9 protein-coding genes and 2 pseudogenes are annotated in these 17,215 nt (G+C 37.3%); 8 read left to right on the forward strand and 3 right to left on the reverse strand.

Annotated features, from left to right (window positions below):
* Positions 1 to 9 precede the first annotated feature (9 nt).
* From ATS76_RS14680 to ATS76_RS19445, 4 genes are all read left to right on the forward strand, one after another.
* Positions 10 to 3,042, forward strand: coding sequence for a TonB-dependent receptor (locus tag ATS76_RS14680; protein WP_058552682.1), 3,033 nt, complete (start codon positions 10 to 12; stop codon positions 3,040 to 3,042).
* Positions 3,043 to 3,897: 855 nt separating this feature from the next.
* Entirely contained in the window at positions 3,898 to 6,855 is a 2,958-nt protein-coding gene (locus tag ATS76_RS14685) for a TonB-dependent receptor (RefSeq protein ID WP_058552683.1), read from the forward strand.
* Between the two features lie 183 nt (positions 6,856 to 7,038).
* Positions 7,039 to 8,031, forward strand: coding sequence for a sensor domain-containing diguanylate cyclase (locus ATS76_RS14690; RefSeq protein ID WP_235590940.1), 993 nt, complete (start codon positions 7,039 to 7,041; stop codon positions 8,029 to 8,031).
* Complete coding sequence (locus tag ATS76_RS19445; RefSeq protein ID WP_268795546.1) at positions 8,032 to 8,427, forward strand: GGDEF domain-containing protein; 396 nt, start codon at positions 8,032 to 8,034, stop codon at positions 8,425 to 8,427. It abuts the gene before it with no gap.
* 99 nt (positions 8,428 to 8,526) lie between these two features.
* Here ATS76_RS19445 and ATS76_RS14695 read toward each other — a convergent pair.
* A pseudogene (locus ATS76_RS14695) lies at positions 8,527 to 8,766 on the reverse strand (helix-turn-helix domain-containing protein); the annotation flags it as partial.
* A 370-nt stretch (positions 8,767 to 9,136) separates the two neighbouring features.
* Here ATS76_RS14695 and ATS76_RS14700 point away from each other — a divergent pair.
* The 3 genes from ATS76_RS14700 (at position 9,137) to ATS76_RS14710 (ending at position 12,879) form a co-directional block, all read left to right on the forward strand.
* Complete coding sequence (locus ATS76_RS14700) at positions 9,137 to 9,637, forward strand: RNA polymerase sigma factor (RefSeq protein WP_058552685.1); 501 nt, start codon at positions 9,137 to 9,139, stop codon at positions 9,635 to 9,637.
* Position 9,638: 1 nt separating this feature from the next.
* Positions 9,639 to 10,298, forward strand: a complete 660-nt coding sequence (locus ATS76_RS14705) for a hypothetical protein (RefSeq protein WP_058552686.1) — start codon at positions 9,639 to 9,641, stop codon at positions 10,296 to 10,298.
* A 154-nt stretch (positions 10,299 to 10,452) separates the two neighbouring features.
* Positions 10,453 to 12,879 carry a PAS domain-containing hybrid sensor histidine kinase/response regulator gene (locus tag ATS76_RS14710; RefSeq protein ID WP_058552687.1) on the forward strand — a complete coding sequence of 809 codons (2,427 nt, stop codon included), beginning with the start codon at positions 10,453 to 10,455 and terminating at the stop codon, positions 12,877 to 12,879.
* A 280-nt stretch (positions 12,880 to 13,159) separates the two neighbouring features.
* On the opposite strand, the gene ATS76_RS14715 is transcribed toward ATS76_RS14710, so the two are convergent.
* A complete protein-coding gene (locus ATS76_RS14715) occupies positions 13,160 to 15,070 on the reverse strand; it encodes an aminotransferase class V-fold PLP-dependent enzyme (RefSeq protein WP_058552688.1) in 1,911 nt (636 codons plus the stop codon).
* Positions 15,071 to 15,274: 204 nt separating this feature from the next.
* Positions 15,275 to 15,523: pseudogene (locus ATS76_RS14720) on the reverse strand (endonuclease III); the annotation flags it as partial.
* 386 nt (positions 15,524 to 15,909) lie between these two features.
* Here ATS76_RS14720 and ATS76_RS14725 point away from each other — a divergent pair.
* On the forward strand, positions 15,910 to 17,073 hold the full coding sequence (locus tag ATS76_RS14725) for a helix-turn-helix domain-containing protein (protein ID WP_058552689.1): 1,164 nt from the start codon (positions 15,910 to 15,912) through the stop codon (positions 17,071 to 17,073).
* Positions 17,074 to 17,215 lie beyond the last annotated feature (142 nt).

Genomic DNA, 17,215 nt, shown 5'->3' on the forward strand with positions numbered 1-17,215 from the left:
AGCATAAAAATGTCGTTGAAGTCTTCAAAGAATAATAAAGTACGCTCAGGCCAATTCGCACTGAGCCCAGTAGCTAAATGGGTACGATCAGCCGCTATTGCGGGTTTAGCAAGCTCATGTGTATTTTCAGCGCACGCACAACAAGAACAAGCAAAAGCGACTGAAGTTGAGCCTGATGTAGAAATCATCAGTGTTACAGGTACTCGTAGAACAATTCAAGATCAAATCGCTATAAAGCGTGAAGCCACAACCGTTGTTGACGGTCTTTCATCTGAAGATATTGGTGACTTACCTGCTTTATCAATAGGTGAAGCATTAGAATCTATAACAGGTGCTGCATCACATCGTGAAAATGGCGGGGCAACTGAAATTACTATCCGTGGCTTAGGTCCATTTTTAAGTGCAACTCATATTAATGGTCGAGAAGCGACCAATGGTAGTGGTGACCGCTCAGTTAACTTTTCACAGTTCCCATCTGAACTTGTAAAAAAAGTAGCCATTTATAAAACCCAAGATGCTTCAATGATTGAAGGTGGTGTTGCGGGTGTTATTGCACTTGAAACTGTAACTCCACTAGATTATGGCAAGCAGCGCTTGCAAGGTGAAGTTAAACTAAACTATAACCCGGATGAAAGTAATGTAGATAACTCATTACAAAGTGACTTAGGTTACCGCGGAACATTTAGTTATGTTGACCAGTTTGAATTTGACAATGGCCAAGCAGTTGGCTTTTCTTTTGGTGTGCAACGACAAGATATTTCGCAGCCAGAAGCAGAATATCGTAGTTCTAGCCCCTCAGGTTCGTCTCTTTGGGCATGTTTAAATGATCCTACGAATACGAACGAAGGTTTTTACAGAAGCAGCGCTGGGGATTGTGAGGATCAGGTAAATGGGAGTAATAACCAAGGTTATGACACCGAGATCGATCCAGACACAGGCAAAGCTTTTAGTGATGGTACTCCATACGCATGGACTGGCAGCAGCCGAAGTTTTCGTCAAAACGAAACATCTGACGAGCGTGACGCGGTATTTTTTGCATTTCAGTATCAACCGTCTGCAGAATGGGATATTAATTTCGATAGCCAAATTTCTGATAGAACGCAACGAGAAGCACGCCATGATTTAATTTTTTTACAAAAGCGTGCAACACCAGGTGTAACGGGCCCATCACTTGTTACTAACGATGTTGGGGGTATTCTGCATTGGGAAGGTGAAGAGCGTATTGAATCTGCTGGTGAGCAATTTTCTCGTGAAGAAAATTACCGTGGTTACGGCTTAAATATTGAGCACACGGTAAATGATAAACTTACTATTGATTTAGACTTATCTTATTCAAAAACGTCGCGTGAAGAACTGCAAATTTCTAACCGAGGAAGAACCGCAGGTCGTAATTATTTTTCTTGGGATATGGGCGATAACATCCCACACTTTACGCTTACTGATTTTGATGTAACAGATATATCTAACTTTACTGATAGCTTGAGAACACGCATAGACCGCGAAAATGTTCGTGATAACAAAGTTGTGTCTGCGCGTTTAGATTTTGACTATTTAGTCGATAGCGGCATGTTCACCACAATTCAAGGTGGCGTTCGTACCTCTGAGCTTAGTTTTACACAATTTGGTGGCACTAACGGTAACGGTTCTCGTAACCAGTTTACTTTAGGTTCAGGCGCTGAAGCACTCGACGTACTTCAGGGTTGTCAAATTGATTTTCCTGAATCAGGCTTTTTGTCTAGCGTGTCAGATGGAAATATCATCACGCATGTAGATAGCGACGGTAATGTTGTAGATTCAGGCACAGGTTCATCATGGGCGACTTACGACAACGAGTGTTTTTCTCGTGCGGTGGTAGCCTCTAACGAAGGGGGCGTATTTGAGTACCCTGAAGTTGAATACCAAAACGCAGGTACAATAGACGTTACAGAAAAAACAACAGCTGCTTATTTGATGGCTAATTACGATACAGAAATGTTTGGTAAATTCATTCGTGGTAACTTTGGTTTGCGTATTGTAGATACTGAAGTAACATCAATTGGTTTTAGAAATAGTTTTGATGTTGTTACCAGTGATACAGGTGTACTTGATCTTGTTGAATCAGACACTGGCGCACTTGATAAAATAAAAGGTGGCGGTGATTACACCAAGTTTTTACCTAGTTTTAACTTAGTAGTCGATTACAGCGAAGATATTTTATTACGTGCGGGTATTTACCGTGGTATGTCGCGTGCAGATCCATCTGATTTGGGATACAGCCGCTCTTTCCAACAAGACACATCTGATACGGCCACTACAATTAGTGACCTGCTAGTGGGTGTTAACGGCTCGGGTAACCCAGATACACAGCCTCTAATGTCATGGAACTACGATGCAGCATTTGAGTGGTACCCTAATGAAGATTCAATTTTTGCATTAAGCCTTTACTACAAACAGTTCCAAGGCGGTTTTCAACAGCGCACAGTTATTGAAGACTTTGTTGTAGGGGGTGAAACTGTATCATTGCCTATTACAAATTCAGTAACAAACGACGAAGAGAGTGAGATTTTAGGCCTAGAAACATCTTTCTCATACCGTTGGGACAATGGCATAGGCGTTAAGTTTGGTTATAACTATGCCGACACTGACTTTGAATTTGAAGACAGCCTATACGGTGATACATTTGTAACAGACGTTGATGGCAATACAACACAGCTTAAAGAAGGTATTGTTGAGCCAGGCTCTGTACCAGGGTTTTCTAAGCATGTATTTAGTAGCCAACTTTATTACCAAATAGGTGGCTTTGATACTGCGGTTATTTACAAGTACCGTAGTGAGTATTTCCAACCTTACACTAGTAATGGCACACGTTTACGTTATGTTGATTCGGTAGGCGTATGGGAAATGCGCGCATCGTATAAAATTAATAAGCACTTTAGAGTTAAAGCAGAAGCAATTAATTTATTTAGTGCTCCTAAGTCGCAAGATTTCTTCGTTGAAGACAACTTAGGTGAAGTTAACGACTATGGCCCACGCTTATTCTTAGGTTTAAGCTATAAACTGTAATAGTTTATAATTTAAAAAGCCCCAATTGGTTTATACCCATTGGGGTTTTTTATGTTTAGTCATATCAATAAAATAAATAACCTAAACTTTGGGTAATAAATCTATTTTAAGCGGCTATGTTAGCGCCAACGGCATTGAACCTTTCTGCCATAGACTCGCTACTGAAGTGCAAATTTGCTTTGTTTTTTAGATAAAATGCTAACTAGAAAACATAATTAAATATCATCAATATTTAACTGGTTATTAAACCTCTTAAGCAGCGTTTAGGTTAAGAAGTATCAATCCGCAATAGTGCTTTACCCATTTAGTCACCCCATTTGATGCTAGGCGCACAATAACCCTCATTTAGCATAATCAATTAATATATTTTCACTCTTTCTAGGCATGTTTTCCTACCTCAAAACAAATCACTTAATTGAGCTAGTTATCATAAAACGAGTCATTATCTAATTTAATTGCTTTTTTTATTTAGCTAAAAGTCTAATAGACTTTTAATTGGTTAACCAATTTTTGGTTTTTTTCACTTTATACTCAAAAAAACACAGTTTATAGCTAAATAATATAACCGACCAAGTAACCAAAAATACCTAGCGTGTAGTGATATAGTATTGATTTATTATTTTAAAAACCATATAAATTACAGTTAGTTGTATTTCTGTACTATAATTTTGTTGTGAATAAGTTTAAAAACATGATTTTTGGTAATAACAAATTAAAGTTTATTTGCAGTTTTTGACTTACAGCGTGGTTGACCTTTTTGGTTTTGAGTGTAAATATTCAGTTAACCTTTTGTAATACAATTTTTGTATTAAAAGTAACAAGTAGCATAGCGTTTCACACACACAGGAAAAAACTATGAATTATAATTTATCAAAAATCACACTGGCGGTTATATCTGCAACAGCTATGAATATGTCTCTCTCTGTTCATGCGCAAGAAGAGACCAAAAAGGTTAAGGATGATCTGGAGGTAATAGAGGTTTCTGGTATACGTCAATCTTTAACTAATGCACTTGCTGAAAAACGTTCAGCAGATAGCCTTGTAGAAATTATTCAGTCAGAGGATATTGGTAAGTTACCTGACCAAAACTTAGCTGAAGTACTTGAGAACGTGACGGGTATTCAAATTACACGTCAAGCAGGTGTTGGTACCGGTGTTCAAATTCGTGGTACCGATGCAAACCGTACTGAAATAAACGGTGTATCAACAGTCGGTTCAGGTTCTGGACGCAGCGGCATTAGCTTTGAAGATGTGTCAGCGTCGATCATATCTAGTTTAGAGGTCATCAAATCTCCTGAAGCTAAAACAATTGAAGGTTCTGTAGGTGGAACGATAAATCTTAAAACAATTCGCCCACTTCAACTAGGTGAACAATTAGCCACAATTAGGGTGCAAGGCGAGAATAGTAGCCTAAGCACTGATAGCGGTTTACAACCTCGTTTTTCAGGTACCTTTGCAGATAATTGGGAAGGTGACTTTGGTAAATTTGGTGTTTTAGTCAGTGGCAGTTATGCCGAGCAAGATGTTACTGCATTTCGCCCACGTGCAGATAGAGATAACATAATTACCGCTGATAGCGGGGTCGCGAGTGCACAGTCTTTCGACTTTTTGCCTATTCAGTTCTTTGTGCAAGATTACGATAACTATGAATACGAAACTAAAAACTTTGTAGGGACATTAGAGTGGGCACCAAACGATAATACTAAGCTATATTTTGATGCGGTAGTTAACGACCAAGAGCGTCGCCAAGAAAGCTCTCGTGTTCAGGCGTCAGGTGTCAGTGCACTCAATGACATCTCTGTTCCAGATGCTTTTGAAACAGTTAACTTAGGTTCACTAGGTGGTACTAACCTAGGGTCAATTCAAGCGGCTTTACGCGGTGTAATCCCGGTAAATTTAGCGAATGACGACGACGATCCAAATTTACGTTTTTCGAGTGACACAAACTCACGCGTAACCGACAGTAATATTTTTAGATTAGGCGGTGAATGGCAAGGTGACAAATGGTTTGTAAGCGCTGAGGTTGCATCGTCATCTTCTGATACAACAACACCAAGCTTTAATACTACGCTTAATTTTATTAACCCAAATGCCCCTTTAGATGCTGGTGGCGGTAACGATAACAGCGTGCCATTTGAGTACGACCTATCAGGTGGTGCATTAGCTTTTGGTATTGCAGAGGGTGCTGATTATGCACCGACCGTTGATCAATTACTTGACCCTGCAAATGTGGTATTACGTGACGTAAACATTGGGCAAGATACCGTTGAGAACTCTGAAGACGCGTTCCGTATAGATTCAACATATTACACAGATTCAATTGTTACTTCTGTTGATTTTGGTTATCGCTACAGCAAATCCGCGAGTAAGCAGAATGAGATCACGTCGAGTGTCGGTTTGCGTTCAATGGCAGATAGCCCAAGAGGTGATTTATTCGCTGATCTTTTAGTAGCAGGCCCGGATAACTTCAATGAGGCTGATGGCCGCTCGTTATATATTGGCGACTTTTTACTTATTGACCCAGAACTCGTGGCTTCAGACCCAGCTGCAGTACTTGCAACACTTCAGCAAGCATTACAAACTCATGGTTCTAGCCGCACGCTAAACGCACCAACTTCAAGTTCTTCTGGCTTTTTTGACATAGAAGAAATTACCCACGCTTTTTATGCGCAAGCTAACTTTGAATACGACATGTTCCGCGGTAACTTTGGTTTACGTTATATTCAAACTGATGTTGAATCGACAGGTAACTCAGTAACACAAGATGGCAGTGGTAACGAGCTTGTAACGCGTATTACTAATGAATCAGATTATAGCTTTGTATTACCACGTTTAAATCTAGTTGCCGATGTGTCAGAAGATGTAGTGGTTCGTTTTGGTGCAGGTAAAGATATTCGTCGTCCAGATTATAACGACCTATCTACCTCTATCACTTACAGCACCAGCCCAAATGATGAAGTTGAATTTGGCAACCCAGCACTAAAACCAGAAGAAGTATTATCTTACGATCTATCAGCTGATTGGTACTTTACTGAAGCGAGCGTATTTAGCGTAGGTATATTTCATAAAACACGTAAAGAACTTCATGTTAATCAGCTAACTTCGCCGGTAGAAGACCCAGTAACAGGATACAGAGATTTAACAGACCCATGTGAAGGTGGGGGAATTTTCAACCCGATTGCCGACATTAACGTATTTGGCCCTGAAAATGGTCGTGGTGTGTGTGTGGGGACTGAAACTAAAGTAAACGACACTGGCGAAACAACCCAAAAAGGTATTGAGTTTGCGTTCCAGTACGATCTATCTAGCTTTGAAAAAGATTTAGGTTGGGCGTCGGGCTTTGGTGTATTGGCTAACTATACCATTCAAGAGTTTTCTGGTGGTGAAACTGTCAATAAGGCCACTTCAAGAGCAAGCAATGTATTTGCTGCAAGTACCGGTACACCGGGTATTGAAGTAAGCGAAATACAAGGGCTACTTAACTTATCAGAAAATGCCTATAACTTTACTCTGTACTATGAAAAATTTGGTTTATCAGCACGTATGCGTTACACATGGCGTGAAGGTTACCGTTCTAATGATTTCGGTAGTACATCTAGCTTCCCATGGGGCTTTCCAGTGGTGCAAGAAGACCGTGGTCAGCTTAATGCAAGTATTAGTTATGATGTAAACGAGCAGCTTAATATTGGTTTAGAAGCCGTAAATATCACAGAGTCTGAAATCAGTCAGTCATGTGTTAACGAAGGCTCGCTATTATGTTTCCAAGGCCTTACTGACCGTCGTATTACGTTCGGTGCTAGTTACCGTTTTTAAAATTTATGTTGAAAGTGTGTAGCCTTTGAACGGGCACAAAAAGCAAGCCACTATGGCTTGCTTTTTTATTTTTAAGGTTTAAATAATGAGCAGTTTTTAAATTAAATTAGGTACTAATTGGTTTCATTTTCTCTATTTGTTTACTAACTTTTTGGTATTAATATTTTTTAAATGAGATCATTCATGAATGGTATCAGTGATTTAAATTTTAAAAACCTACTTGAATACGCTCAGGTAGGCGTGGTTATTCATAACTGGGATACATCGATTGTTTACATAAACCCGACGGGGTTAGCGTTATTGAAATTAGACTACGATCAAGCAATTGGAAGAGATATTTACGATCCTCATTGGACACTCATCGATGAGCAAGGCAATCTCATGGCCGTTGAGGACTATCCCGTTAATGTTGTTAAATCAACAAGGAAGAAAGTGGTCAATAAAGTTTTAGGTGTTGTTGGCGGGTCAAGTAAGGAAATAAGCTGGTTTATGGCCAATGATTATTTTGAAGGGCATGACGATGATAAAAATTTTATAGTAGTGACTCTTACTGATATTTCTGATGCTAAGCAGCAAATTTCGTTTCACGATGTAGTAGAAAATACGCAAGACATGGTGGTTATTACCGATGCAAAAAATATTAAACACCCTGAAGGGCCTAAAATAATTTATGTAAATAAGGCTTTTGAAATTCTTACAGGCTACAGTTCGTCAGAGATAATTGGTGAAACACCCAGAATTTTACAAGGCAACTTAACCGCCCCCCAAGCTAAGCAAAGAATTTATTCTGCATTAGAGCGTCACGAAGAAGTAACTGAAACACTGCTTAATTATGACGTGAGAGGAAGGCCTTACTGGGTTGAAATGAATATTATCCCGTTGAAAAATAAGTTTGATGAGGTTACTCATTTTGCAGCGATTCAACGGGACGTTTCAAAAAGTAAATTTCAAACAGAACAGTTAGAAAAAAGAAATAAAGATTTAAAAGAATTAAAAATTAACCTAGAAAATTTAGTACAAGAAAGAACATTTGAACTACAACAAACTAAATCGCAGCTTGAAAAAATAGCGTTTTTTGATCCGTTAACCAGTATTCCTAATCGTCGCTTTTTTTCAGATCAAGTCAATAAACTGGTTAGGTCTAGTATTCGACACGGGGGGCCAGTTGCATTTTGAATATTTGATGTTGATAACTTTAAATTAGTGAATGACACCTATGGCCATAATATCGGTGACCGCTTACTGGTTGAATTAGCAAATATATTAACGCACATACTCAGAATTGATGATGTTTTTTGCCGCTTTGGTGGTGAAGAGTTTGCTTTTGCTGTTATTTTAAAAGAAGTTGACGATGCTGAACGCGTTGCCGAAAAACTTATAAATGCAATTAGAAATCTTAAAGTGCCTGTTGAAGGTGAAAACACAATAAATGTAACCGTAAGTATGGGGCTAAACGTGGTATCACCAAGTAATAGCACTGATATAGACGATCAAATAAAAAAATCTGATGCCGCAATGTACCAAGTTAAAAAGTCTGGCAAAGATCGTTATAAAATTGTTTATGAATCATAAGGTATGCAGAGCTATTATGTATAACTAAGCCAAGAATCTTAAGTTATCGAAAGTTAAATTTTTGCTATTTTGCTAGTTTATGGCGGTAAAGTATTGCCTTTATTGTGCTTCTTTTTGCTGGCTCCATTGCTTGGGTGACAAGCCATACATTCTTTTAAATACTCTGCTGAACTGAGAGCTGCTTGCATACCCCATTTCCATGGCCGCAACGTTGACGTTGGTTCCTTTTGTTATTTTCATGGCGGCATGGTTAAGCCTCATTGATTTAGGGGACATGTTAGTTGCTTGCTTAAATTTACGATGAAATACTGCGCGGCTCATACCTATTTGGCTAGCTACTATCAAAAAATATTTCAGTTTATTTAACCTTAACAGAGAGGTTAAAAGCCACCGTTTAAATATTAAACCCACTTAATAAAGCTTCTTCGGCAATATTTACCATCGACTAAAAATTGAGAGTTAACAATGCGTTTAATACTTCAATTAAAATATTTTATTTAAATTTGTGATTATTTTGCAGTTGATGCGAATAACTAGGTAATAAATTAAGCAGATATTACTTTAGGGTTGTTGTTTACATTTAAATAGTATTTAAAGCATTTCAAAGGCATACCCGTAAATAGTGCTAGGGTGCTTTATGCTATTAGATAAATAAACTTTAAAGCCTCAATATTATGAAATTAAGAAAAAGTGATGGATTTACCAGTAAATGAACTCAACTAAAAAAACGCTATTTGCTCAAGCGATGGAGCAACATAAAGGCATTATTTATAAAATTGTGAATTCATACTGTCAAAACAAAGATGACCGAGAAGACTTAGCCCAAGAAATATTAACAACAATGTGGCTAGCTTATGATAATTACAATAGCGCTTATAAGTTTTCAACGTGGATGTACCGAATTGCGCTGAACGTAGCCATATCTTATTACCGCAAAGACAGTCGGCGAGAAGATAAAGCAAATGAAGAGTGCATAGTAAAGATTGCTGATTTATCGCAAGAAGATGAGAGCAGCGAGGCAGTAAAACAGTTATATGACTTTATTGGCCAACTCGATAAATTAAATAAGGCAATTATGCTCCTTTATTTAGAAAGTGAACCTTATGAAAGTATAGCTAGTAGCTTAGGGATTAGTAAAACCAATGTTGCCACGCGAATTAGTCGAATTAAGCACACATTAAAACTTCAATTTGAAACACAGGATTCTTAATATGAATGTAGATAACTTTAAAAGCGTTTGGCAACAACAAAGCACGGGTACACATGGCGCTATTGAAATTAATCAAGCAAAGCTTGCTGAAATAAAAATTAATAAACAGATGAAAGCACTTAATAAAATGAAATGGGCACGAATAATTGAAAGCTTTGTTTTTTTTGTTATCATTATTATGTTGTGGAAATATATTGCTGCAGGTTTTACTTTTTCAGCGCCAATAATTTCAGCTTTTATTCTCACTGTGTTTGCCATTATTGGGCTTGCAGGCAATATTGGCCAAATTGTTTTAATTTCAAACATTGACTACTCAAAACCAATTAGCCAACTACAAACTGATTTTTACCGAGTTTGTGCACATAAATTACAGCTAACCAAGTTGCTACTTATGTCAGTTCCCTTTTATCTTGCCTATGTGTTTATAGGGTTTGACCTATTTTTTGGCATTGACTTATATCAGTATTTAGAGCAGCACATGATTTGGTTTTACTCTTTGTCGTCACTATTACTTTTTATAGTTACAGTGTGGTTACTGGCTAAATTAAATTATAAAAACATTTCTAAGGAGTGGGTTAAGGCCAGTATTCAATTTATAGTTGGCAAGCACTTGGTTAATATGGCTGAGATTCTAAATAGCTTTGAGCAGATAGAGAGTTAGTTACTAAGTGTTGTATGTGTGCAGCTAGCCATTAATGTTTTAATGGTCTTTATACATAAACTATTTAGATGATTGATTTTTTTTGTAATTAAGGTGCCATATCTTTTCATCGCTTCTATACTAAGTAAAACGTGTTGTTAATGGGTTAAAAGCAGTGCCTGCCGGTAAAAATAATTTTGAGCAAGAAAACAAAAAATTAAAGCAAACAATTGCTGAGCTAACCAAGCAACGAGATAAATACAAAAAAATTTTTGACGTATCAGCAGATGCCTATTCAATTATTGATTTAAGTTCAGGCAAGTTTATAGAGTGCAATCAATCGGCTATTGACATGCATGGTGTTAATAGCATGAACAACTTTTTAAACCTTAACCCCGCTGATTTGTCACCAAAATTACAGCCCTGTGGTAAACGTTCTGATATTTTAGCTAAAAACTATATAGAAAACGCTGTACAACTTGGGTCTCAGAGTTTTCAGTGGACACACTCACGATTAGATGGCTCAACGTTTAATTGCTTGGTTTCTTTAACCGCTATTTTTATTGGTAATGCCCAATTAGTTCTGGCTGTAGGGCGAGACATATCAGACTTAGAAACGATAAAAAACCAAGTTAGTACAGAGGCACAAGAAAGACAACGTTTTGAACGCGCATACCTGGGTGAAAAGGAAAAGTTTGAAAAGTTTGTGGATTTAGCCCCAGTAGGCATCGCAATTAATTCAATATTAGATGGTAGTTTTGAATTTATTAATGAAGAATTTAGCCATATAACTGGGTATAGCGTTGAAGAGCTAAATAAAATGGATTATTGGCAACTAACTCCAGAGAAGTACAAAAAACAAGAACATGAGCAATTGGAGTTGCTTGCTAAATACGGCCAATATGGGCCCTATCAAAAAGAATATATACATAAAAATGGAAATGTATATCCCGTTTTACTCTCTGGAATTAAAATTACAGATAGTAAGGGGGAAACATTTATTTGGTCGGTTGTTCAAGATATTACTCATCAAAAAGAAAGCGAACAACAAATTAAAGAGGCAAAAGAAAAAGCAGACTCTTTAGCACTGCGAATGCAGTTAGCCAATGATTCTGCGGGTATTGGTGTTTGGGAGTGGGATTTAATTACAGGTCAGCTTGTGTGGGACAGCTGGATGTACAAATTGTATGGTATTACCGATTCCCAATTTTCGGGTGCGTATGATGCATGGTTGAGTTGTGTGCACCCAGATGATCTAGAAGGTGCAAAAAAGAAGTTAGAAGATGCAATCAACGGGATGGGAACATATGATCCCGAATTTAGGGTTGTTCACCCTAACGGTAACGTCAGAACCATTAAAGCCAGTGCCGAAATATTAAAAGACTCGCATGGAGCCGCTATTAAAGTAGTTGGTGTGAATTACGATGTGACTGAACAAGTTGATGCGATAGGTGTGTTATTTGATGCAAAATTAGCTGCTGAAAATGCAGCACAATCAAAAAGTGACTTTTTGGCCAATATGAGCCATGAAATTCGTACCCCCATGAATGCAATTTTAGGCGGCCTACAGCTGTTAAAAAATATTAATTTACCTGACGAATTAAGTGTAATTCTCAATAATGCATCCTTCTCAGCACAAAGCCTTTTGACCATTATTAACGATATTTTAGATTACTCTAAAATAGAGTCGAACCAGTTAGAATTAGAAAAAGTTACCTTTTCATTAACTGAGGTATTAGATTCTATTACTTATGATTTAGACTCTTTAGTAAGTGAAAAACGCATTGATTTTATTATAAACAAAAGCAAAAGTTATAATGAATACTGGCTTGGTGATTTAGTTAGGGTAAAACAAATACTATTAAATTTAACCTCAAATGCAGTTAAATTTACCGAAAAAGGCAGTGTGAAAATAAACGTAAGCAGTGAAGTATTTGGAGAAAAAGAGGCTATATTTTTAGAGGTTGTGGACTCAGGAATAGGGATGAGCAAAGAAGTTACCGATCATATTTTTGAGCGGTTTACTCAAGCAGACTCATCTACAACTAGAAAGTATGGTGGGACAGGACTTGGCATGTCTATCACTGTTTGTTTAGTTAAAATGATGGGCGGAGAAATCGATATCCAAAGTAAGCAAGGGCTTGGCACAACTGTCACGATTAAATTACCACTAGCTAAAGCAAATAACATAGCAGATAAAGTCCCTAAAAAATCTTTTAAAGCGCCTAATTTAAAGGGTAAAAAAATACTTATTGCTGAAGATAACAATATTAACCAAGTGCTGATTAAAGCCATGATGGCTAAAACGAATGCCGACATCACAATTGTCGAAAATGGTTTACTTGCGTTTGAGGCAGTTCAACTAGAGTTGTTTGATTTGGTATTTATGGATATTCATATGCCGGTTATGGATGGGATTAAAGCCAATCAACGAATAAAAGCAATACTGCCACACATACCCATTGTTGCGTTAACAGCCAATGTAATGGATAAAGACGTAAAACATTACTACCAGCAAGGTTTTATCGCTCATGTTCCTAAACCAATCGATATCAACGAGTTATATGGCACACTCAGGCGTTGTTTGTATTTAAACGGTTAATTAATGTTGGCTATATTAAATAAGGCCTGACCAAGAGAGAGTATTTGGTATTGAAAATAACGTCAGCAGTATTTAAAAACTGCTGACTAATTCCTCGAAAAATATTGTATATAATACAAATCCACAAAATATTTAATCATCTTTGGGGCTAAACGTGTCCCTAGCTGCGTTAAAAATGCTCATTTAGAGCAACTAAATAGCAATATTTTTGCCTAGCTAGCAACACGTTTTTCAAGCCTCAAAATAGATCACTTAATTAAGCGAGTGGGTCCAATACTTGTTATTTTTCTACTTTACCTTTTAAAACATAAATTTCACCATCAAAGCTACCTTGAATAGTTAACCCTTGCCCGGCAAGCTCTTTTAAGTATTCGATATGTTCTTCAGTGATGTGTTGCCCCGGAACTAATAGCGGTATACCAGGAGGATAGGGGGTAACTAAGCCAGCACAAATACGATTATTGCTTTTAGCAATAGGCACCGACTCGCGTTCGCCATAAAAAGCATCGCCTGGAATACACGCTAAGTCGATGGCTGGTAAACTATCTGGCAAGCGAGAGCGCCTTGTTGATTTGGCTAGTTTTACTCTCCCACTATCAAGTTTTTTTAATGCATTGTATAAACGAATAATCTTCGAACGAGTACCACCAAGCGTTAATAACACCAAAATTGTACTGTGAGTGTATTTTTCTATTTCTAGGCCAATTTCATCTAATAAAAACTTATGAATGTCTTTTAATGAGTAGGGTAATTCACTAATATCGATTAGGATTTTTAGTGGATCGTGACCCATATTATCTTCACTAAAATGTGGAAATATTTCCATAAAATCGTCTTTACCTAGCACTTTAATGTATTTCAACGATGCCATTTGCTGCTTAAATTCGTCGACATGATTTAACAAGGCATTAAGTAATTTATAGCCTTCCATTTCCAATTGTTTTTGGCATACGTCAAGCGAGGCAATAAGCTGATACTTGGGCGATGTACTGGCGTAAATACTGTAAATTTCTCTAAAAAAGTCTGCATCGAAGTCTGGATCATTCACATGAATATAAGAAGCCTGTGAAAACGCCGATACCACTTTATGTGCTGAATGAGTGACATAATCGGCTCCAGCATGAATGGCTGAGTAGTAACGCAGGCTCGGATGAAACAAAGAGTAAGCAAACCAGGCTTCGTCAATAAATACTTTGATACCGTGTTGATGGGCAAAATCCACAACTTGTTTTAAATCGCTCAATAACCCATCGTAAGTACAGCCGGTAAGTACCAGTAATTTTGCGTCGGTATTTTGCTCTATTGTTTGTTTTATATCGGCTAACGAAGGTGGCGCAAAAATACCATATTTAGGGTTTAATATACTCGATAAATAAATGGGTAAACTGGCTGATTGTAAAATGCCATAATGAACAGATTTATGACAATTACGGTCAATAATGACCTTATCACCTTTGCGTAGCAGGGTTTGTAAAATAATTTTATTTGAAGTAGAAGAACCGTTCGTTACAAAGTAGGTATGCTTTACCTCAAACGTTGCCGCCGCAGATTCTTGAGCACGCCCAATAGTATTGGTGCTATCAGATAAAGAGCCTAAGGAATCGACAGATACCGATAAATCGCCAACAAACACATTGCGGCCATAAAATTGATAGAAGTCTTTAATATAAGGCGAGTTTCTAAAGCTAGAGCCACCGCTATGGCCCGGTGTGTGCCATGAATCGTTCGACTCGCCAACATAACGGCGATACGCAGTCCAAAACGGGGTTTCTGAACGATCGTCAAAGTCATTGATCATATAGCCTAAAATAGCTTCCGGGTCAGAAATAACCTCGTCTTTAAAGAAAAACGATTCAATTTCTTCTGACTCGTTAACTATTTCCAGTCCTTTAGTATCATCGCCAATTACATAAACTGGAAGTTCTAATCGAATGGCCTTTAACTGCTCAATAAAGCGGCTATACGTTCGCTCCCCAACCTTGTTTTGTAAATCCCAACTAAGTACAACAGCCTGAATATCACCATCTTCTTCAACACTTGTTATTGCATCTTCAAGCGTAAAACGCTCAAGAATATCGATATGGATATCATCGCGCTCAAAATTTGGTATCGCTTTAGAAAGGTTTGTAGATAACTCTTTTAAAGTGGCTTGGTCTTGCTCAATTAGTAATATACGCAGTAAAGGCAACATAAGGGGTTTCGTAATAAAAGCTTATAATACTCAGTAGCATAACCAATGCATTGTCACTTGTGAAATTAATACTTTGTAAATGTGCATTAATTGTATTTTATGCACGTCCATGTTTAAGTTTTTATTCACTATAAAAGTTCACGCAAGCGAATGTACTACAACTGTTTTATAGTAAAAAGTTGATTCTTATACACAACTTATCTTTTACTCTGTTTTATCTTTAAACTCACACAAGTCTTCAATAATACAACTACCACACTTAGGTTTACGTGCGGTACATACGTAGCGGCCATGCAGAATCAACCAGTGGTGTACATCTACTTTGAACTCGGCAGGTACTACTTTTTCGAGTTTTCTCTCAACCTCAACCACATTTTTACCCATAGCAAACTTAGTGCGGTTCGATACACGGTCGATATGGGTATCTACGGCTATTGTGGGCCAGCCAAAAGATAATTAAGGTAGATTGATATTTGCTAATCGATGAATATAGATGGTCATTTTTTGGCTGCTTTCCGACTAAGTAGTCATTAACATCGATAGGGTTTTGTCTACCTAGAACCATAACTGTGGGGGCTTGAATGCTTACTCGCTTTGCGAGAATTTCGAGTAATGAAACATCTGCTTTCCCTTTCATAGCCTGTTAGTGAATCGTATAATGGTTCCTAAGTTAGAATAGTTTTTCCGCTAACTGTTATTAGTTATGAAATAATAGGCGAACGTTGAAAACGTAAATTAACCTCAACCTTGCTATAATCCATGGCATCGCAACCGTTGCTAATTTCGCTATAATTCTTATAGCCGAATCACCGATAGCATTTAAAAAAGGAAAGCATTTAGTGGTTGAAAGTATTGTATTAATGTTTGAAAATATTGTCTTAGTGGTATTTTTTTCTCATTTATTGGTGGCCACCTTTCTTTGTAGTCTTCGCACTGGCAACCGCTTAAGTCATAAGTTATTTGCAGCTTATTTACTGGTTGCAGTCATTGATCTGAGTAACATCATATTTAACGACTTTTACCAAGCTTATCCCAATCTAGATATGCTCAGATATAATATTTCACTGTTTATCGGGCCCACTTTATACCTCTATGTTAAAGCGGCTATTTATAATGACTTTAAACTAAAAATTAAACACTTGCTTGACTCCACTCCTTACGTCATTGCCTGTCTCGTGATGATACCCAATTTTTTCAGTGTAGATAATGACTCAAAACAGCTTTGGTATGATAACTTCACTGATGTCCCTGAATTAACCTTTATTCATTTCATGACGTTTGTACAACTTGGCTTGTACCTTTTAGTCATTTATAAGCACTTAAAAAGGTATCGAAAAGTTGTTGTTGAAAATTACTCGGATGCAGAACGATTAAACAAACGTTGGTTAACCCAACTGATATTTCTGTTTACTCTGATCTATATCATAGGTTTAGGAAGAATGTTTTTTAGGTTCTCTATCTACCATGATTATGATTATGAAAGATTAGTGCAACTAATCATGATTATTTCGATGTTATTGAGTATTTGTTGGATACTGTGGCAAGCGCTACATAGGCCTGAACTATTTACTGGAGTAAATTCGACGATAGAAGTGCTCGATGAAGTGGCTGCGAGACAAGAACATTCAAATGCTCCTAAAATTAGCACAGTTGAAACTGAAAAGTATGAGGCTATTGTTTCGCGATTAAGAGATTATATGCCGCAGAGTAAACCTTTTTTAGATCCTTTTTTAAACATAGAGAATTTGGCAAAACAACTTAACTTACCTAGCAGTGAACTTTCATACGCTATCAACAGAATCATAGGGCAACATTTTTTTGATTTCGTAAACTCTTATCGAATCAATTCAGCCGCCGAAATGCTAATCGCAAATGAGCAACAGCAAAAAACGGTATTAGAGATCTTGTACGAAGTTGGATTCAATTCAAAATCATCGTTCAATACTGCTTTTAAAAAGCACCTTTTGATGACACCTACTCAATATCGAAAATTACATTCATAATTTATCAAGATATATGAAATAATTTTCATTCATCGCTGTAAACCAATATAAATAAGACGTCCGACTTTTTTAGTCGGTCGAATTCTCATTTGCACTTCGCCATTATAGCCCTCCAATGTTAATGCCTTTTTGATTTTACGAA

This window comes from Pseudoalteromonas sp. 10-33, assembly GCF_001469195.1.
In the GTDB taxonomy this organism is placed as follows: Bacteria; Pseudomonadota; Gammaproteobacteria; order Enterobacterales; family Alteromonadaceae; genus Pseudoalteromonas.

Coding starts and splice junctions, on each gene's coding strand:
- ATS76_RS14700 (WP_058552685.1), top strand. CDS start 9,137: ATGAACTCAACTAAAAAAACGCTATTTGCTCAAGCGATGGAGCAACAT.
- ATS76_RS14680 (WP_058552682.1), top strand. CDS start 10: ATGTCGTTGAAGTCTTCAAAGAATAATAAAGTACGCTCAGGCCAATTC.
- ATS76_RS14685 (WP_058552683.1), top strand. CDS start 3,898: ATGAATTATAATTTATCAAAAATCACACTGGCGGTTATATCTGCAACA.
- ATS76_RS14690 (WP_235590940.1), top strand. CDS start 7,039: ATGAATGGTATCAGTGATTTAAATTTTAAAAACCTACTTGAATACGCT.
- ATS76_RS14715 (WP_058552688.1), bottom strand. CDS start 15,070: ATGTTGCCTTTACTGCGTATATTACTAATTGAGCAAGACCAAGCCACT.
- ATS76_RS14705 (WP_058552686.1), top strand. CDS start 9,639: ATGAATGTAGATAACTTTAAAAGCGTTTGGCAACAACAAAGCACGGGT.